This window comes from Arcobacter sp. L (assembly GCF_000284235.1).
GTDB classification, from domain to species: domain Bacteria; phylum Campylobacterota; class Campylobacteria; order Campylobacterales; family Arcobacteraceae; genus Aliarcobacter; species Aliarcobacter defluvii.
The window spans coordinates 1,941,786-1,960,037 of sequence record NC_017192.1; the positions used below are offsets into that span (position 1 = coordinate 1,941,786).

At 27.4% G+C, this 18,252-nt stretch carries 15 protein-coding genes; 5 read left to right on the forward strand and 10 right to left on the reverse strand.

The window, feature by feature from the left end; translation table 11 throughout:
• Positions 1–4: 4 nt before the first annotated feature.
• The 8 genes from ABLL_RS09655 to ABLL_RS09690 all read right to left on the reverse strand — a co-directional run bounded on the left by ABLL_RS09655 (position 5) and on the right by ABLL_RS09690 (position 10,256).
• Positions 5–682, reverse strand: coding sequence for a cytochrome b/b6 domain-containing protein (locus ABLL_RS09655; RefSeq protein WP_041655243.1), 678 nt, complete (start codon positions 680–682; stop codon positions 5–7).
• A gap of 19 nt (positions 683–701) precedes the next feature.
• Positions 702–2,444, reverse strand: a complete 1,743-nt coding sequence (locus ABLL_RS09660; protein ID WP_014474616.1) for a nickel-dependent hydrogenase large subunit — start codon at positions 2,442–2,444, stop codon at positions 702–704.
• A complete protein-coding gene (locus tag ABLL_RS09665) occupies positions 2,444–3,679 on the reverse strand; it encodes a hydrogenase small subunit (RefSeq protein ID WP_014474617.1) in 1,236 nt (411 codons plus the stop codon). The genes ABLL_RS09660 and ABLL_RS09665 overlap by 1 nt, the downstream gene beginning before the upstream one ends.
• A gap of 257 nt (positions 3,680–3,936) precedes the next feature.
• Positions 3,937–5,292, reverse strand: a complete 1,356-nt coding sequence (locus ABLL_RS09670; RefSeq protein WP_014474618.1) for a nickel-dependent hydrogenase large subunit — start codon at positions 5,290–5,292, stop codon at positions 3,937–3,939.
• Between the two features lie 2 nt (positions 5,293–5,294).
• Positions 5,295–6,188 (reverse strand): Ni/Fe hydrogenase, encoded by an 894-nt coding sequence (locus ABLL_RS09675; RefSeq protein WP_041654830.1) that lies wholly within the window; start codon positions 6,186–6,188, stop codon positions 5,295–5,297.
• Positions 6,178–6,768, reverse strand: coding sequence for a TetR/AcrR family transcriptional regulator (locus ABLL_RS09680; RefSeq protein ID WP_173363189.1), 591 nt, complete (start codon positions 6,766–6,768; stop codon positions 6,178–6,180). The genes ABLL_RS09675 and ABLL_RS09680 overlap by 11 nt, the downstream gene beginning before the upstream one ends.
• 97 nt (positions 6,769–6,865) lie before the next feature.
• Positions 6,866–7,594 (reverse strand): hypothetical protein, encoded by a 729-nt coding sequence (locus tag ABLL_RS09685; protein ID WP_014474621.1) that lies wholly within the window; start codon positions 7,592–7,594, stop codon positions 6,866–6,868.
• Positions 7,595–7,679: 85 nt separating this feature from the next.
• Complete coding sequence (locus ABLL_RS09690) at positions 7,680–10,256, reverse strand: bifunctional aconitate hydratase 2/2-methylisocitrate dehydratase (RefSeq protein WP_014474622.1); 2,577 nt, start codon at positions 10,254–10,256, stop codon at positions 7,680–7,682.
• A gap of 307 nt (positions 10,257–10,563) precedes the next feature.
• Between ABLL_RS09690 and ABLL_RS09695 the strand changes: the two genes are divergently transcribed.
• Positions 10,564–11,004 carry a YiiD C-terminal domain-containing protein gene (locus ABLL_RS09695; protein ID WP_014474623.1) on the forward strand — a complete coding sequence of 147 codons (441 nt, stop codon included), beginning with the start codon at positions 10,564–10,566 and terminating at the stop codon, positions 11,002–11,004.
• Between the two features lie 35 nt (positions 11,005–11,039).
• Here the strand turns inward: ABLL_RS09695 and ABLL_RS09700 are convergent, their stop codons facing one another.
• A complete protein-coding gene (locus tag ABLL_RS09700) occupies positions 11,040–11,531 on the reverse strand; it encodes a PAS domain-containing protein (RefSeq protein WP_014474624.1) in 492 nt (163 codons plus the stop codon).
• A 112-nt stretch (positions 11,532–11,643) separates the two neighbouring features.
• Here ABLL_RS09700 and def point away from each other — a divergent pair, with 112 nt between their 5' ends.
• On the forward strand, positions 11,644–12,177 hold the full coding sequence (def, locus tag ABLL_RS09705) for a peptide deformylase (RefSeq protein WP_014474625.1): 534 nt from the start codon (positions 11,644–11,646) through the stop codon (positions 12,175–12,177).
• 117 nt (positions 12,178–12,294) lie between these two features.
• Positions 12,295–12,474, forward strand: coding sequence for a hypothetical protein (locus ABLL_RS09710; protein WP_014474626.1), 180 nt, complete (start codon positions 12,295–12,297; stop codon positions 12,472–12,474).
• Positions 12,475–12,531: 57 nt separating this feature from the next.
• On the opposite strand, the gene ABLL_RS09715 is transcribed toward ABLL_RS09710, so the two are convergent.
• Positions 12,532–15,087: an NACHT domain-containing NTPase gene (locus ABLL_RS09715; protein WP_014474627.1), complete on the reverse strand. Its 2,556-nt coding sequence runs from the start codon at positions 15,085–15,087 to the stop codon at positions 12,532–12,534.
• 151 nt (positions 15,088–15,238) lie between these two features.
• Between ABLL_RS09715 and ABLL_RS09720 the strand changes: the two genes are divergently transcribed.
• Together ABLL_RS09720 and ABLL_RS09725 are read left to right on the forward strand one after the other, a co-directional pair.
• Positions 15,239–16,981 (forward strand): long-chain fatty acid--CoA ligase, encoded by a 1,743-nt coding sequence (locus ABLL_RS09720; protein WP_014474628.1) that lies wholly within the window; start codon positions 15,239–15,241, stop codon positions 16,979–16,981.
• Positions 16,978–18,252, forward strand: coding sequence for a thiolase family protein (locus ABLL_RS09725; protein ID WP_014474629.1), 1,275 nt, complete (start codon positions 16,978–16,980; stop codon positions 18,250–18,252). Before ABLL_RS09720 ends, ABLL_RS09725 begins: the two co-directional genes overlap by 4 nt.

Below are 18,252 nucleotides of genomic sequence, written 5' to 3' on the forward strand. Positions count from 1 at the left end.
AACCCTATTTTTCTTCTTTTTCTCTTACGAATTTACTTCCACCAATAACAATAGCAATATCTCCCTCTTTCCAGAAGATTGTTCGCCAAATTTGGTAATAAATATGACACATTACCCAAACTAAGATTAAATACATTGATGTATGATGAGCAATTCTTACTCCCATATTTCCACCAAATACATTTAATGTCCAATCTGTTGCAATATGAAGCATTGCTGGCCACCAAGCTCCAATAGAACTTTCACCTGAAGCTAATCCGTGAACATATAATTGAAGACCAGTAAATAACATAAATATTAATAATAGGTGAAATATCGTAAAAAATACAATATTATAACTATCACTATGAGAAGAATCAAAATTTTTTCTTCTATTAAATGTTATTAAATTTAAAAATACCTCAAAAAACTCTTTTATATTTTTTCCTGTTGGAATCAATTTTTTATATGGTTTTTCAAATCTTGAAAAGAAATATAAATAACCAATTAATACAGCAGTTACATCAAATATAATTGCGACAATAAAATGTCCCCATCTATTCCAAGCCATTACATACTTATCCACTGCTGGATCAGCAATAAAGCTTTGATAATATGGATGACCTATATATAAACCGGTTATAACAGCAACAACCATACATATAGCATTTGCCCAATGTACGATTCTCATAGTTGCTGTCATTCTTTTAACCTCTTTTATTTTAGGCACGGCTTGTTCCTCCAATTGGATCTACTTTATAAACTCCTAACTCTTTACCGTTAGTATCAATAATATGTACAGCACAAGCAATACATGGATCAAAACTATGAACTGTTCTTAAAATCTCAAGCGGTTGATCTGGATTTGCTACTTTTGTACCAACTAAAGATGATTCATAAGCTCCCATTCTTCCTTTATAGTCTCTTGGAGCTGCATTCCAAGTTGATGGAACAACAGCTTGATAATTTACAACTTTACCATCTTTGATTTTTATCCAGTGACCTAAACCACCTCTTGGAGCTTCAGCCATTCCATAACCTTGTGCTTCTTTTGAAACATTATCAAAGTTAAATTCTGTCCAAGTTGATAAATCACCATGTGCAACATTTGAAGCTAATTCATCAACCCATTCCATCATAACATCTGCCATAAGTTCAGTTTCGATTGCACGTGCTGCTGTTCTACCAACTGTTGAGAATAAAACTTTTGTTGGTAAATTTCCATTTTTTAAGAAAGTTGTTACATACTTAGAAATTCTTTCATCACCTCGTGCAACACCAACTATCATTCTTGCAAGTGGACCTACTTCCATTCTTTCATCATTATATAATGGTGATTTAATCCAAGAATATTTTTTTGTTGTATCTAAATAAGCAACATTATCTTCTTTTTTACCAAACCCTGTATAATTAGGTTTTGTTACTCCATCAAATGGATGTAAATTTGTAGCACCTTCATACCAAGAGTGAGTTACATCTTCTGTAATTTTTGTTTGGTCAATATCAAAAACTTTTGATAAATCTCTATTTTTTACAATACCTGAAGGGAAAAGTTTAGCTGATTCATAAAAAGGTGTATCATCAAGTCTAAAATCACCATACGACATATAGTTTCCTATACCTCCTCCAATTCCTTCAAGAGCTTCATCAGCATACATTGTTCCAGCCATATAAACATCTGGTAAATATGCCTCTTTTGTAAATTTTTGACCTCTTTTTAAGATTTGTTTAAATTCTGCAATTCTTGCAGGATTTTTAATATCTTGAACACAAGTTACTCCACCAACAACAAAAGATTGTGGATGTGGATTTTTTCCACCAAAAATAGCCATCATTTTTGCTAAATCTCTTTGTAATTCAAGTGCATCTAAATAGTGAGAAAGTCCTATCAAATTTTGTTCAGGAGTAAGTTTAAATCCTTTACTTCCCCAATATGCATTTCCAAAAATTCCAAGTCTTCCTTGTTTTACATATTTTGTAACTCTTTCTTGAACAGCTGCATAAACATCTTCATTTGCATTCCATGGTCTATGACCTGACACACTTGCCCATTTTTGAGCTTCTGCAACTGTTGCTTTTGGATCAGCTTTAAGTGCTTCAGTGATATCAACCCAGTCAAGTGCATGTAAATGATAGAAGTGAACAATATGGTCATGTAAATATAAAGCACCTTGAATAAGGTTTCTTACTAATCTTGCATTTTTAGGAATAGTAATATTAAAAGCATGTTCAACAGCTTCAATACTTCTTTGATAGTGAGTTCCTGTACAAACTCCACAAATTCTCATAGCTAAAAGACCACAATCTCTTGGGTCTCTTCCTTTTAAAATCTCTTCAATTCCTCTAAACATAGTTGAAGAAGAGTAAGCATCTGTTACAACATTGTTTTCATCAATGATTGCCTCAATTCTAAGATGTCCTTCTATTCTTGTAATTGGGTCAATTACTAAATGTTTTTGTGCCATTATTTTTCTTCTCCTTCATTTGATTTTTTACCAGCAACAATAGATGCTACGGCATGAACTCCAATTCCAACTGCAGTTGCTGTTAATAATCCAAGTCCAAATTCATCAACAGTTTTTTCAACTCCACCAGTAGGAGCTTTTATTTTTGCATTTGCCATTGGTCTTTCATATGCATATTTATCCCAGAAATCTGGCTCAGAACATCCAATACACCCTCTTCCTACTCCAATTGGCCAGTTTGTACCTTCGTTATATCGAACAATTGAACAGTTATTAAATGTCATAGGTCCTTTACAACCAACTTTATATAAACAGAAGTTATTTTTAGCTCCTTCATCTCCCCACTCTTCAACAAATTCACCAGCATCAAAGTGAGCTCTTCTTTCACAGTTATCATGGATTCTATAACCAAATGCAAATTTTGGTCTTAATAATGAATCAAGTTCTGGAATTTGTCCTGTTAAAACAAAATGTAAAATTACTCCTACCATATTTGCTGGATTTGCAGGACAAGCTGGAATATTTACAACTGGTTTTCCTTTTACTAAATCCATAACTCCAACTGCACCTGTTGGATTTGGTGCAGCTGCTGGGATTCCACCAAATGTAGCACAAGTTCCTACTGCAACAACAGCTGCTGCATCTTTTGACATTCTCATTAAATGTTCATGAAAAGTCTCACCACTAGCACCTATTGTTCCATATTGACCATTCATTCCCATAGGAATTGCACCTTCAACAAATAATAAATATTTACCTTTAAAATGTTCAACTGCTTCTTCAAGTTGTTTATCAGCATCAAATCCTGCGCAAGCTTGTAAAGTTTCATGAAATTCTAAACTTAATACATCAAATAATAAATCATCAACAGTAGGAGCACTACTTCTTAGTAATGCTTCAGAATTTCCAGCACAGTCTTGTAACTCAATCCAAATAACTGGCACTCTATTCATAAGTTCAGTTGCCTCTGCAACAAGTGGAGCAAACATAGGAGGAAGCATAAGTGTAGCGGTTGTTGCACTAACCCACTTCATAAAATCTCTTCTATTTATTCCTTCACTATCAATTATATCCATCATATCAATATCTTTAAGTGGCTCTTGAGCTCTTAAAGTTTTTAATCTTTGTTTAGCTTTTGCAAATAAAGTGTTATAATATACTTCACCTTTATTTGTTTCAACTCGCCCTGATTTTTGGGTAAAAACTTTTTTTACCATCTGTGTTGAATCAATCATAATCTCACTCCTTAAAAAATGAATATTCATTTACTTTATTGTAAAATAACAATAAGAAACTTATGTCTCTCTTAATAATAATTTACAAAAAGTAGCTTAAAAATAGCAAAAAAATATTTATTAGTATAAAAGAAGTTAATAATTATGATTTTGTGGGGTTTATTTTTCTTATTTGTTCTATTTTTATATAAGAGTTAATCAGTTTCAGTTTTTTTTAACTTTGTTACTAATATACACTTTTTTTGAATGATTATTCACTAATGTGTTGTACAAACTGAACACACGTCAAAACTTCTCAAAACAATTTTTGCAATTTCAATAGAAGGCAATCCTATCATAGCATTTTGAGCTATTCCTTTTTGTTTTTTATAAACAGGACCTAAATTCCAAACAGTTGGAGTTATTACATCATAAGATTTTATTTTGCCTTTTTCTATATTTATTTTATGATATAAAGAACCTCTTGTTGCTTCAACTACTGAAATTGCACTAGCTTTTTCAATTTCACTTAGAATTATTTTAGGTTTAATAAAAGAATCTTCTTTTATATTTATTTTTGAGATTAATGATTTTGTATCATCTATTAAATATGCAAGTTCATCAAGTCTTGACATTACTCTTGTAAAAACAGAATCTGCATAATTTTTATGAATATCTTTTATAAATTTTCTATTTGAAGTTATTGCTCTTGCAAGTGGACCTGTTTCATAAATATTGTCATTATAAGAAACCGATTTACTCCAAGTATGCTTTTTATCATTGTTTTCTTTTTCATTCATTGAAAAAGTAAAATCACTATTTTCTGAAACTTTTGTCAAATCAATTTTATTTACTAACTTTATTTTTATTTTTCCATTCTTGAAAAGATTTGTTTCTCCTAAAGTTATAAATCTATTATATGATTTACCAAAATTTTGTAAATTATGTTTAAAACATAAATCTTTGAAACATTTCATATCTGAGTTTAATTTTTCTATATTATTTACACTATCAAAAGATAAATAATTTTCTAAAGAGATCCCAGCAATAGATTTTTCAAAAAAAACAAGTGCAGAATGAAGATAGTTTTGCATATTTACTAAATCCATTAAAGTTGGATCACTTACAACTCCACCAGGAAGCATATAAGAACTATGAGGCCATTGACCACCAATAATTGCTAAAGATTTTATTGTTTCACTTGCTGTTTTACAAGCTTCAAGCCATCTTTGTCCTTTTAAAGGTTCATAAATTCCTAAATCATTGCTATCAAGTTTTATAATATCTGGCATAATAAACAGATAAAACCATTTTATATGAGAATCAATAATCTCAATATTTAAACCAATTTGTCTTAAAAGCTTTGCTTTTTGTGTAACTTCAAGTTTTTCACCAATGTTTTCATATACATTTTCTAAAGCATCAACAGTAGCTTTAAGATGAGCTTGACCACAAATTCCACAAATTCTGGGAGTATATATCAATGCATCTAAAGGTGATTTTCCTTCTAAGATATATTCAAAACCTCTAAAATTCAGAAAATCTATTCTTGCATCACTTATTATTCCATCTTTCCACGTACAGTTAAGTTTAGCTTCACCTTCAATTCTTTCTACTATATCTACTGTCTTCACTTTTATTCCATTAGTTTTTTATGTAATCTATCTATTTTAAAAGTTTTAGCAACACCACTTATACTTAAATATGCTCGTTTTGAAATTCCTAAAGGAACTTCTTGAGGTATTCCCATATTTTTTTTTGTTTCTAACATATTATTTCTTGGAAAATCTGTTTCTGTACAACCAATACAAGGCATTCCAACTCTTGTTTTAGAACTTATTTCATTCCATAAAATTTTATTACAAGAACTATGAGTCATGGGACCTCTACATCCTTGATTATAAAATAAACATCCTTCTTTTTGTCCAAAATTTCCTTCTACTTTCCACTCAAAATATTCATTTCTGGTACAACCATGATGAGCTAAAGTACTATAAAGTTCTTTTGGTCGTCCAACTTCATCTAAATCTATTTTGCCAAAAGTTTTTAAACTAAAAAGTGTTTGAAAAATCCATTCTGGATGAACAGGACACCCTGAGAGATTTATTATTGGATGAATAAGAGTTTGAAGATTATTATTTTCTAAAGCCTCTTTTATTCCACAAATATCATCATTTTGAGTAAATTTTGCATGAATTCCACCAAATGAGGCACATGAACCTACTGCAATAATGTACTTTGATCTTAAAGCTAATTTTTCTAATAAGTTTTTTGATGAATCATTTGAAATTGAGAAAATAAATTCATTTGAAGATATTGAACCTTCAACTAATAAAAAATCTATCTCTTTTTGATTTTCTAAAATATATTCAAGTGAATTATTTATAGTTAAACTAGGATGATATATGAGATTAAAACTATTTAAAAAAAGTTCAAACCTATTTGAGTTTGAACTTAATAGTGAGTGTGTATTTCCATTACAAGTAATTGCTTGAAACCAGACTATAGTCGGTTTAAACTCATGCATCATACTTTAATGCTCGATAAATATTTTCTGCTACTGCATCTGAATAACTTAATAAATCTTTATCTAAAACATTTTCTCCACTTAAAAATGCGAATCCACCTAAACATCCCATAATCATTCCAAATGCAGGGAAAAATTCTTGTTCTCTAAACTCTTTTTTTTGTGCACCATCATCAAGTAAAATCATAACTTCTGTTACAAACTCTCCTACACATAAAAAGCCTTCACAACCTTGTTTAAAAACTTCTCTATTTGATAAGTAAACTCTTAAAAAATACTCAATAATTTCAGGAGATTTTTGAACATTTTCTAAATATTTTTTAACAAATAAATAAATCTTCTTTTTTGAAGTTATATCCATATTGTTAACTTCTCTTAACTCTTCTGCTAAAATATTTGTAGAATATTTAATTGCAAATTTGGCTAATTCTTCTTTTGAAGAGAAGTAATTATACATATTACCCACACTCATTTTCATAGCTTTTGCAATATCTGGAATTGTAGTATTATAAAAACCTTTTTGAGAAAAAAGTTTTAAAGCATTTTCTATAATTGAATTCTTTTTGTTTTCTTTATTATTAATAACATATCCTTTAAAGAATTTTGACTATGATATTATATTTATTATTAATAAAATATGAAGTAAAAAAGTAAGAAATAAAATAAAAGGTTTTAACCTTTTATTTTGTTAAGAGTACATGAGAATCTACAACTAAAAAACGTTCTTCTTTAACACCAGTGGTTAAAGTTTCAGTATTTAGTTGAAATATTAATCCAATATCTTTTGCCAAAAAACTATGTAATACTTCATCACTAACACTGTCTACACATATTTCTTCTATTACATCATTGTAAGTTTTTGTTGAAGTAGAATATTCTTTTCCAAAAAAACTATTTATTGTATCTTTTACATTAATAGTGTCATAATGTTTATTTAAATTACAAGTCCAAACGCTACCATCTGTATCTGTTTCACTAATAATCTTTTCTCCTATAGCCACATTTCTGGTAATTACTTCTACACTATTATCATAAAAATATGTGTACTTTATCACGTCAGTTAATATTTCAAACTCTGCAAAAACTGTTTTTGAAGCAATTAGTTGGTTATATTGATCAATTGTTGAAATAGTATTATTGTGAAATTCATATTCATTTATTTTATTACTACTATTTTTATTATAAACTGTAGCATCAACATACTTAATAGTTTGAACATTATCTGCATATATTGTAAATGTATTATTTTCAACTGAAATTTTATCTTCACTTAAAACACTTGGATTAAGCGAATAACTATACAAATCATATTTTTGTATAGTTGGAGTTGAAGAGCCACCACCTCCACCACCACAACCAACAAATAATAAAACACTACATGAAAGTATTAAAGATTCTTTTTTAAACATTAAATTCCTTTTTTATAAGTTATTATATTATTAAATATAGTAAATAAAAAAACCAAGGATTAAATCCTTGGTTTTTTAGAATTAATTATCTTGAAGAAACAAGAGTAGTTAATTGTTCAGGTGAAACTTTATGGAAGTTTAAGTATTTATAAACACCATCTTTATTTTTCTCAGTAATTTTTTTAGAAACAATTTCCATATATTCAGAAACAGATGGTAATCTTCCTAAAAGTGCAGCAACAGCAGCAACTTCAGCAGAACCTAAATAAACTTTAGAGTTTTTACCAAGTCTGTTATCAAAGTTTCTTGTTGATGTAGAGAATACAATTGAACCTTCACCAACTTGTGCTTGATTACCCATACATAATGAACAACCTGGAATTTCTATTCTAGCACCAGCAGCAGCAAATGCAGCATAGTATCCTTCTTCAGTTAATTGAGCTTCATCCATTTTAGTTGGAGGTGCAACCCATAATTTTGCTTTAGCAACACCTTCACCTTTTAATACTTCTCCTAAAGCTCTGAATAATCCGATATTTGTCATACAAGAACCAACAAATACTTCTTCAATTTTTTTAGGTCTGTTATCATCAGCTAAGATTTCAGATAAAGTAGCAACATCATCTGGATCATTAGGACAAGCTAAGATTGGTTCTTTGATATCATCTAAATTGATTTCGATTGTAGCTAAATATTCAGCATCTGCATCTGGCTCTAATAATTGTGGATTTTTAATCCATTCTTTCATTTTATCAGCTCTTCTTTGAAGAGTTTTTTTATCTTCATAACCTTCTTCAATCATTTTTTCAATTAAAGCAATGTTTGAAGATAAATATTCAATAATTGGCTCTTTATTTAATTGAACAGAACAAGCAGCAGCTGATCTTTCAGCAGATGCATCAGATAATTCGAATGCTTGCTCAACTTTTAAGTCTGGTAAACCTTGAATTTCAATAATTGTTCCAGCAAAAATATTCTTTTTATTTTTTTTAGGAACTGTTAATAATCCTTGTTTAATCGCATAATAAGGAATAGCATTTACTAAATCTCTTAAAGTAATACCTGGTTGCATTTTTCCAGAGAATTTAACTAAAACAGATTCTGGCATAGTTAAAGGCATCATACCTGTAACACCTGCGAATGCGATAAGTCCTGATCCAGCTGGGAATGAAATACCAATTGGGAATCTTGTATGAGAATCTCCACCAGTTCCTACTGTATCTGGTAAACATAATCTATTTAACCATGAGTGAATAACACCGTCACCTGGCTTAAGTGTAACTCCACCTCTTGAGTTGATGAAATCTGGTAAAGTGTGTCTTAATTTAATATCAGCTGGTTTTGGATAAGCAGCTGTATGACAGAATGATTGCATAACCATATCAGCACCAAAAGATAATGCAGCAAGTTCTTTAATCTCATCTCTTGTCATAGGTCCAGTTGTATCTTGTGAACCTACAGTTGTAGCGATTGGTTCAACGTACATACCAGGTTTAACACCTTCAACACCACAAGCTTTTCCTACCATTTTTTGTGCTTGTGTAAATCCTTTTCCATTATCAGCAGGTTGTGCAGCTGCGATAAATGCAGTTGAAGCACCTAAACCTAAAGCTTCTCTAGCTTTTGCAGTTAATCCTTTTCCAATAATTAATGGAATTCTTCCACCTGCTCTCATTTCATCAGTTAATGTATTTGGAGCTAATTCAAATTTAGATACTACAGCACCATCTTTTTCAATTACACCAGAATATGGTTTAATTGTAATAACATCACCAGTTTCTAAAGCATCAACTGGAGCTTGAATTGGTAAACATCCTGAATCTTCTGCTGTATTAAAGAAAATTGGAGCAATAATAGAACCAATTACAACTCCACCTGTTCTTTTATTTGGAACACCTGGAATATCTCTACCCATATGCCATTGAACAGAGTTAATTCCTGATTTTCTTGATGAACCAGTTCCCACAACATCACCAACGTATGCTAAAGGATAACCTTTTTGTTTTAATTCAGCCATTTTTTCTAATGGTTTTTCCATTCTTGATTGTAACATTGCAGTTGCATGTAATGGAATATCAGATCTTGTAAATGCAACAGTTGCAGGAGATAAATCATCTGTATTTGTTTCACCTGGGATTTTATATACAGTTAATGTAATTTCTTCTTCTAAAGCTGGTTTATTTGTAAACCATTCAGCATTTGCCCAAGACTCAATAACTTCTTTTGCTTTTGCATTTCCAGCATCCATTAACTCTTTTACATCATTAAATGAATTATAAACTAGAATAGTGTTTTTTAATTGAGTTGCAGCAGCATCAGCTACTTCTGCAATTTTTAATGCTTCAACTAATGGAGAAACATTATATCCACCCATCATTGTTCCTAAAATTTCAATAGCTTCAACTTTTGAAATAACTGAACAAGAAACTTTTCCTTGAACAATATCATTTAAAAATGCAGCTTTTACGTAAGCAGCATCATCAACACCTGGGTTAATTTTATTTTTAAATAAATCTAATACATATTCAGCTTCAACAACTGGATTAGCTTTTAATAATTCTACTAACTCAACAGTTTGCTCAGCAGTTAGAGGTAATGCAGGTAATCCACCTTCATTAAGTCTTTCTTGCGAATGTGCTTTATAGTTTGCTAATAAACTCATATATAATCTCCTCTTGATTTTAGAAAGTTCAACTATTATATCACAAAGAAAAAAATAAGTATGTACAATTTTTGTAAAGAATTGTACAAGTTTTTATTTATGTAAATAAAAGTTACACTAAATCTTTGTATTAATTTTAAATTAATTTTAGCCATACAAGAAATCAATATTTTCAAGATTTTTATTAAATTTACTTTAAGTTAAATAGCTTTTTGTATGTACAACTTTTGTACATTGTTTTTATTATTTGTTCAATTATTTTTTTGTATATTTTCATAATTAATAAAATGAAAAATAAGAGAAAATTATGATAAAAGAATTAGAAAAAAAACTACACAATGAGATTCCTTTAACTAAATTTATGAATTTAAAAATTTTAAATTATAATGAAAAAGAATTAATAACAACCATACCATTAGATGTAAATATAAATGATAAAGGAACAGCTTTTGGAGGAAGTTTAGCAACATTAACTATAATTTCTGGATGGAGTTTATGTTGGTTGATTTCAAAAGAATTAGGTTTCAATAGTAATAATATTGTAATTATAAAAAATGAAAATTCATATAAAAAACCCGTTACAAAAGATATAATTTGTCATACTTTTAAACCAAACAATGAAGAAATAAATATTTTAAAAGAAAAACTTTTATCAAAACAAAGTGCTTCAGTAAAAATAACATCTCAGATAGTTGAAAATAATGAAATTTGCGTGGTTTTTGTAGGATATTATGTTATAAAAATATAATACCCTCTATTAAAAGTTTATCTAATATTTAAAAATTAATTATAGCCTAAGTCTTCTAGTTGTTTTGTTTTTTTATCAAGTTCTTCTAAAGCTTTTTTATAATCACTTACATCAAGCATAATACCAACAAGACCTAAAATTTCTCCATCCATGATAAATGATGATTTATAAAAATGATAATCTCTTGTTATATCATCAGCACACTTCACTTTTCCCTCATAAAATTGTTCTTTTGAAGTCAAAAAAAGTTCTTTATCTTTTTCATAATATAAATCAGCATTTTCTTTTGGAATAACATGACCTAAATCATAAAGAGTTTTTCCTATAATTTCCTCTTTTGGGATTCCTAATATGATTTTTGAAAAAGCATCATTACAATGCTGATAAACTCCGTCTTTATCTTTATAAAACATAGGACTTGGAATAATATCAAATAGTTTTTTTAAAAAAAAGTTATTAAATTTTGCTTCTTTTTCTAAAAATGCAATTTTTAAAGTTAACTCTTCATAACTCAATCTTTGTTTCATTTTCTACCTTTTATAATTTATGAGAATATCGATTTTATGTAATTTAAAATGTATTTATAATATTATAATTTTTATTAATAAAATATTATTTTATTAAATTTAAAGGTTCATAATGTCAAATGAAATACAAATAGCAAAACTTGGTGAAAAAGTTTTAAGAAAAAAAGCAAAAAAAGTTAAAGATATAAAAAGTGAAGAAATAAAAAATATCGTTTCACTTATGATTGAAACTCTTAAAAAATCAAATGGTGTTGGTCTTGCTGCTCCTCAAATATTTATTTCAAAACAGATTATGATTATCTCATCAAAACCAAATGAAAGATATCCAAACGCTCCACTTATGGAAGATTTAGTTTTAATAAATCCAAAAATAATCAAAACTTCAAAAGGTAAAAATAAAGATTGGGAAGGATGTTTAAGTATTCCAGGAATTAGAGCAAAAGTTCCAAGATATAATAAAATTGTAGTAAAGTATAAAACTTTAGAAAATGAGAAAAAAACTATTGTTTTCAAAGACTTTATAGCAAGAATTTTTCAACATGAATATGACCATTTAATAGGACATGTTTATATTGATAGAGTTGAAACAAATAAAGATATCATAAGTGAAGAAGTTTATTTAAAAACAATAATAAGTCAAAAATAATTTTGCTACAATTTCACAAAATTTGAATAGGGAATATAGATCTCAAATATAGAAAAACTTACAAAAATTTTAAAAGAGGAATTAATTCCAGAACTTAATAAAAATTTAGAAGAGATTATGGATATAATCGATAGTGGTGATGCTTCGAAAGATGATAAAGATGAACTAAAATATCTTGAAGAAATGAAAACCTATTTTGATGAAGTAGAACTTGATATTTCAAACAATAATCTAAGAGAAGAGGATGCTTTAGATATTTTAAGAGTTCTTGAAGATATGAGATTGGACAAAGAGTAAAAATACTCTTTGTTAGTAAAAAATTTATTTAAAAACAATTTAACAATTTCTAACTGACTAGATTTCTTCACCATCATTTGTACAATTTATAAAATGATTATTTTTTTTTAATTTATCAAAATCTATTTCTTCACAATCTTCAAAAGTACAATCTTGAAAAATATTTCCATATAAAGTTAAATTTTTAAATTTAACTTTAATAAAATAACAATCATTAAAAATTGAATTATTTATCATTTCTGAAGAAAAAGTAATATCTTCAAAATAAATATTTCCAATTCGTACACTACTAAGTATTTTTGCCTCATTTATATTAATAAACTGTTTTTCTTGAGAAAAAATATTTGTATAAATTAATTCTACATCTTTTAAATTTATTCCAAAAAAAAGACTCATATCTTTAATAAAATATATATTTGTATAAAAAATGAATAGATTAGATAAATCCATATTTATTAAATTAAAATTTGCAATAAAATTTTTGATAAATTGATTAAATATTTCATTTTTTAAATTTTTATCTCTTGGCATATGATTTTTATCATCAAGATTACACATTACTTGCCAAAATCCATAGAAAGTATTATTTGCCTTTCCTATTGGATTATTATTTCCTATATTTGATTCATATAAAAAATCTTTTTCTATCAAATATGCTAAAAAGACATCAAATCTTTTTGCTAATTCATCATTTGTACTTTGTTCTTTTTCTTTGATGATTTCTATTAAATTATTCGTGACTTCATCAGATAAATGCTTTTGATGAAATAAATACCACAACTCTTTTAAAGCATCTTTTCCATCATCAATGATATATTTTCCTGAACTTCTTTTTGTTTCTAAAAAATTTTCATCTAAATAATCATAGATATATGAAGCAACCATATATTCCATAAGTGATTTATGTAAAAACTCTATTGCATATTGTTCATTTTTTTCTTTAGGATTAATATCTTCTTCATCTTTTTTTACCTCTTTAAAATAAAAAGAGACCATCACACCTTTTAGATTTGATTTTAATGATTCATTATTATTTTTTTCTGATAAGAGTTTTTGAAGTTCTTGCACACTTTCTAATTTCTCAAACTCATATTTTTGGATATATTCAAACTCTGAATTAAAAATATGAAAAGCCAACTCTTTTAACATATTTTTTAAAACTCTCGAATATTCTTCTTGCTCAACTCCTTTTAATTTTGATAAAGTATGAGCATCTTTTTCCCATTTTCTTTTGATTAAGATTTCAAAAAATTCACTATATAAATTAGTTTTATTTAATTCTTCAATATTTTCTATATCCATTTTTGCAATCATATGAAGTAAGATTGGTTGATTTATAAGTTCTAAAATATGTTTATCTTCATCTTTATGAAATTTTTCAATAATTTTATTTGATAGTTTTATATTTGGATATATTTTTTTATATTTTTCAAGCCAAGATAGTTGTTGAGTTTTATCTAATTCTTTTAATTCGAGAACAGATATATTATCTTCATTTAATGTATCAAAATTTAGATACCCGTGCCTTGTTGTGATGATTATTGTTGTACTTTCTCTTGAAAATTTTTGACATATAAGTTCAATGTCACTTGTTGATAAACCTGTTTTCATAGCAAGTTCATCAAGCCCATCAAGAACTACGATATAGTTATCTAAATTATCTATTTCTAATCTTGTATTTTCTTTTACTATCTCTTTAAAACTTTTATTTTTTAAATCATTTGGTTCTTTTATATTTTTAAGTTTTATTAAAATTACATCTTTAGATAAAGATGTTCTGTTTTCAACCATATCATAAATAAACCTTTTTGTAAAAGAACTTTTACCTTGACCTGGTTGCCCTGCTATAAAGATTGTATTCACATCTTTTAAATCTAATTTATGTTTATTTTTATTGTTTAAAATATCATCTATGAAATTATGAATACTTTCATCTTCTATGTCTATATATTTATCTGCTCTAAATTCTTCTTTTAATCTTTTATCATTATCTTTAAAACAATTTTTATGAACTCTAAAATATGGTTCGATATATAAATCATTTAGAGTTAAGGCATTTTCATCACCTAATACAACTTCAAAATACTCATTTGCAATTGTATTTTTATATTTATTTTTTTTGAAAAGTTCTTTTTCTTCTAATCCTAAATTGCTTTTAATATGACTTATATATTTATTTAAAACTGAACTATTTTGTTCTAATATTTCAAAATAATTTAATTTGATATTGTTATTTATATATCTTTGAACTTTTGCTCTATTTTCTTCTAAAACAAAATCTTTGAATATTCCATCAAAATATATTTTCAAAAAGTTTGAAGTAATTTTTGATAAATTAAATTCTTTATAATCATATTTTAAATCTTCATTAAATGGAATTGAAAAGTTATTTGAATTAATCTCAAAATACTCTAATGCTTTTTCAAAAGTGTTTAAATAAGCTGTATAAATAGTAAAATAATAAGCTTCATTTAAATCAGAAATTTCAATGGTTTTTTCACCTAAATATTTAATAAGTTTTCCCCAAGAAGTTGTAGATAACAAATCATCATTATTTGATAAAAAATCTTTTAAATAATCTTTTTTATCAATAAACTTAAATCCATCAGACACAAAATCTGTAATTGTAATTATATTTTTTATGATAAATCCTTTTTAAAATTATTTTTGATTATATAACATATTTCAATAAAAAATTATTTTTTAAGCTATTATTATAATAAACATTATAGAATAAACTGTATATTTGAATAAAGGATATACAGTGGAAAATTACAACTTTAAAACCTACAATGAACTTTTCACTCATATTTGTAATTTAGATAATGGATATTTTTTAAACTATCTTTCAAATGGAACTTATAAAAACATCTCAACTACTACTTTTAAAAATAAAGTTATTTGTTTATCTCTTGCTTTAAAAGATATGGGAATACAAAAAGGTGATACAGTTGGTATTTTTGCCTCAAGTTCTCCTTTTTGGCTTATTTTTGATTTTGCAATTCATGAAGTAGGAGCTATAAGTGTGCCTATTTTTGCAAATATTTCAACTGAAAACTTAAACTATGAAATAAACGATTCAGCCATGAAATATATGTTTATTGATTCACTTGAAAGATTAAAAGATATTGAAGAAAAAAATTCACATTTAACTTTTATAACTCATAATTTTTGTATAAAAGAGCCAAATTTTTATAATTATGATGAGATATTAGTTATTGGGCAACAAATCTGCGATTCAAAAGGGTTTATTCCTCATAAAGCAGAAGAAGATGAAATATTTTCTATTATCTATACAAGTGGAAATACAGGAACTCCAAAAGGAGTGATGCTTACACATAAAAATATAGTTTCACAACTTCGAGATATAAATAAACTAATAGATTTACCAAAAGAAGAAGTTGCACTTTCACTTCTTCCTTTAGCACACATATTTGAGCGAACTGTTATGAGTTATTATCTAAGTCGTGGAATTAGTATTTATTTTGTAGATGATATTTTAAATGTAGCAAATCTTATGAAAATTGTAAAACCAACAATTATGACTGTTGTTCCAAGACTTCTTGAAAAAATATTTAACAAAATAAAAACTCAAATTTTAGAAAAACCATTTTTTAGTAAAATAATTGCTTCATTAGCCTTTTCTTATGCTTTAAAAGAGAACTTGGATAAAAGTTCTTTTTTATTTAAGATTTATGACAAACTTGTTTACTCAAAATTTAGAGAAATATTTGGTTCAAGAGTTCAAAAACTTGTAAGTGGAGGTGCACCTTTATCAAAAGAGATAGCACAATTTTTTGTAAATATTGGCGTTCCTGTTTATCAAGGTTATGGTTTAACAGAATTTTCACCAGTTATTTCCACAAACTATCCATCTGCGAATAAAGTAGGTTCTTGTGGAAAAGTAATCCCAAGTGCAAAAATAAAAATAGCCCAAAACAAAGAACTTCTAGTATCTGGACCATCTTTAATGAAAGGATATTTAAATCAAGAAGAATTAACAGCAAAAACAATAGATAAAGATGGTTGGCTTCACACTGGAGATATTGCCTATCTTGATGAAGAAGGTTATTTATTTATAACAAGCAGATTAAAAGAGATATTTAAAACTTCCACTGGTGAATATGTAAATGCAGTTGCAATTGAACAAAAACTATCAAAAGATAGATATATCGAGTTTGCTGTAGTTATTTCAGAAAATAAAAAATTCACTACTGCCCTACTTTTTATAGATAAAGAGAAATATCAATTAGCAAAAAAAATAAATAATAACTTAACAATAGAAGAGTATTATAAGCAACCAGAAATTTTAGATAACATTTCTAAACACATATCAAATATCAATAAAGACTTGAATCAATGGGAAAAAATTGTTGATTTTAGAATTATAACAAACGATATTTCCATTGAAAGTGGAGAATTAACTCCATCAATGAAAATTGCTAGAAATAAAATTGAACAAAAATATGCTAGTTTTATAAATAGCATGTATGAGGAGCAAAAATGAAAGAGAGAATTGCCATAATTGATGGATTAAGAAGTCCAATAGCTAAAGCAAATGGTAAGTTAAATGATGTAAGTGCTGATATTTTAGGAAGTATTATTACAAAAGAGTTAGTTCTTAGAAATAATTTAGAATATGAACAATTTGATGAAGTAATTATGGGAAATGTTGCAAATCCTGCAAATGCTACAAATATCGCAAGAGTTATGGCTAGCCGTGCTGGTTTTCCTTCACAAACTCCTGCTTATACAGTTCATAGAAATTGTGCTTCAGGAATGCAAGCAATATCAAGTGCTATTGAAAAAATTCATTCAAATCAAGGGGATTTATACCTTGTTGGAGGAATTGAATCTATGAGTAATCTTCCTTTATATTATAGTAATGAGTTAAAAAATCTAATAACAAAATTTACATATTCAAAATCATTTATTGAAAAAATCCAACTTTTAAGCTCTTTTAGACCAAGTTTTTTAAAACCTACTATTGGTTTACTAACTGGTCTTACTGACCCAATTTCAGGAAAAATCATGGGATTAACAGCTGAAAATCTAGCAAATGAGTTTAAAATAAGCAGAGATGCTCAAGATGAATATGCTTTAAAATCTCATCAAAAAGCTCAAAAAGCAATAGAAACTGGAATTTTTAAAGATGAAATTCATCCAATTATGACAAGTAATGCTTCAATTACACAAGATGATGGAGTAAGATTTAATCAAACTATTGAAGCCTTAAATAAACTAAAACCTATTTTTGATAGATTAAGTGGAACTGTAACAGCTGGTAATTCTTCGCAAGTTTCAGATGGAGCTTGTAGTTTGATAGTTTGTAGTGAATCAAAAGCAAAAGAATTAAATCTTGAACCACTTGGATTTATAAAAGATTATGCTTATGCAGGACTTGATGCAAATAGAATGGGATTAGGTCCAATCTATGCAACAAAAAAACTTTTTGATAAAACTAATATTACTTTAAAAGATATAGATTTAATTGAGATGAATGAAGCTTTTGCTGCTCAAATGATAGCAAATCAAAAAGCTTTTGCTTCAAATGATTTTTGTAAAAAAACTTTTAATTCAAATGCTCTTGGTGAAATTGACGAATCAATTTTAAATGTAAATGGTGGAGCAATTGCCCTTGGTCATCCAGTTGGAATGAGTGGAGCTAGAATTGTTTTAACAGCCCTTAAAGAATTAAGAAGAAGAAAAGATAAATTGGCACTTGCAACACTTTGTATTGGTGGTGGACAAGGTGCATCTTTCTTATTGGAGATATAA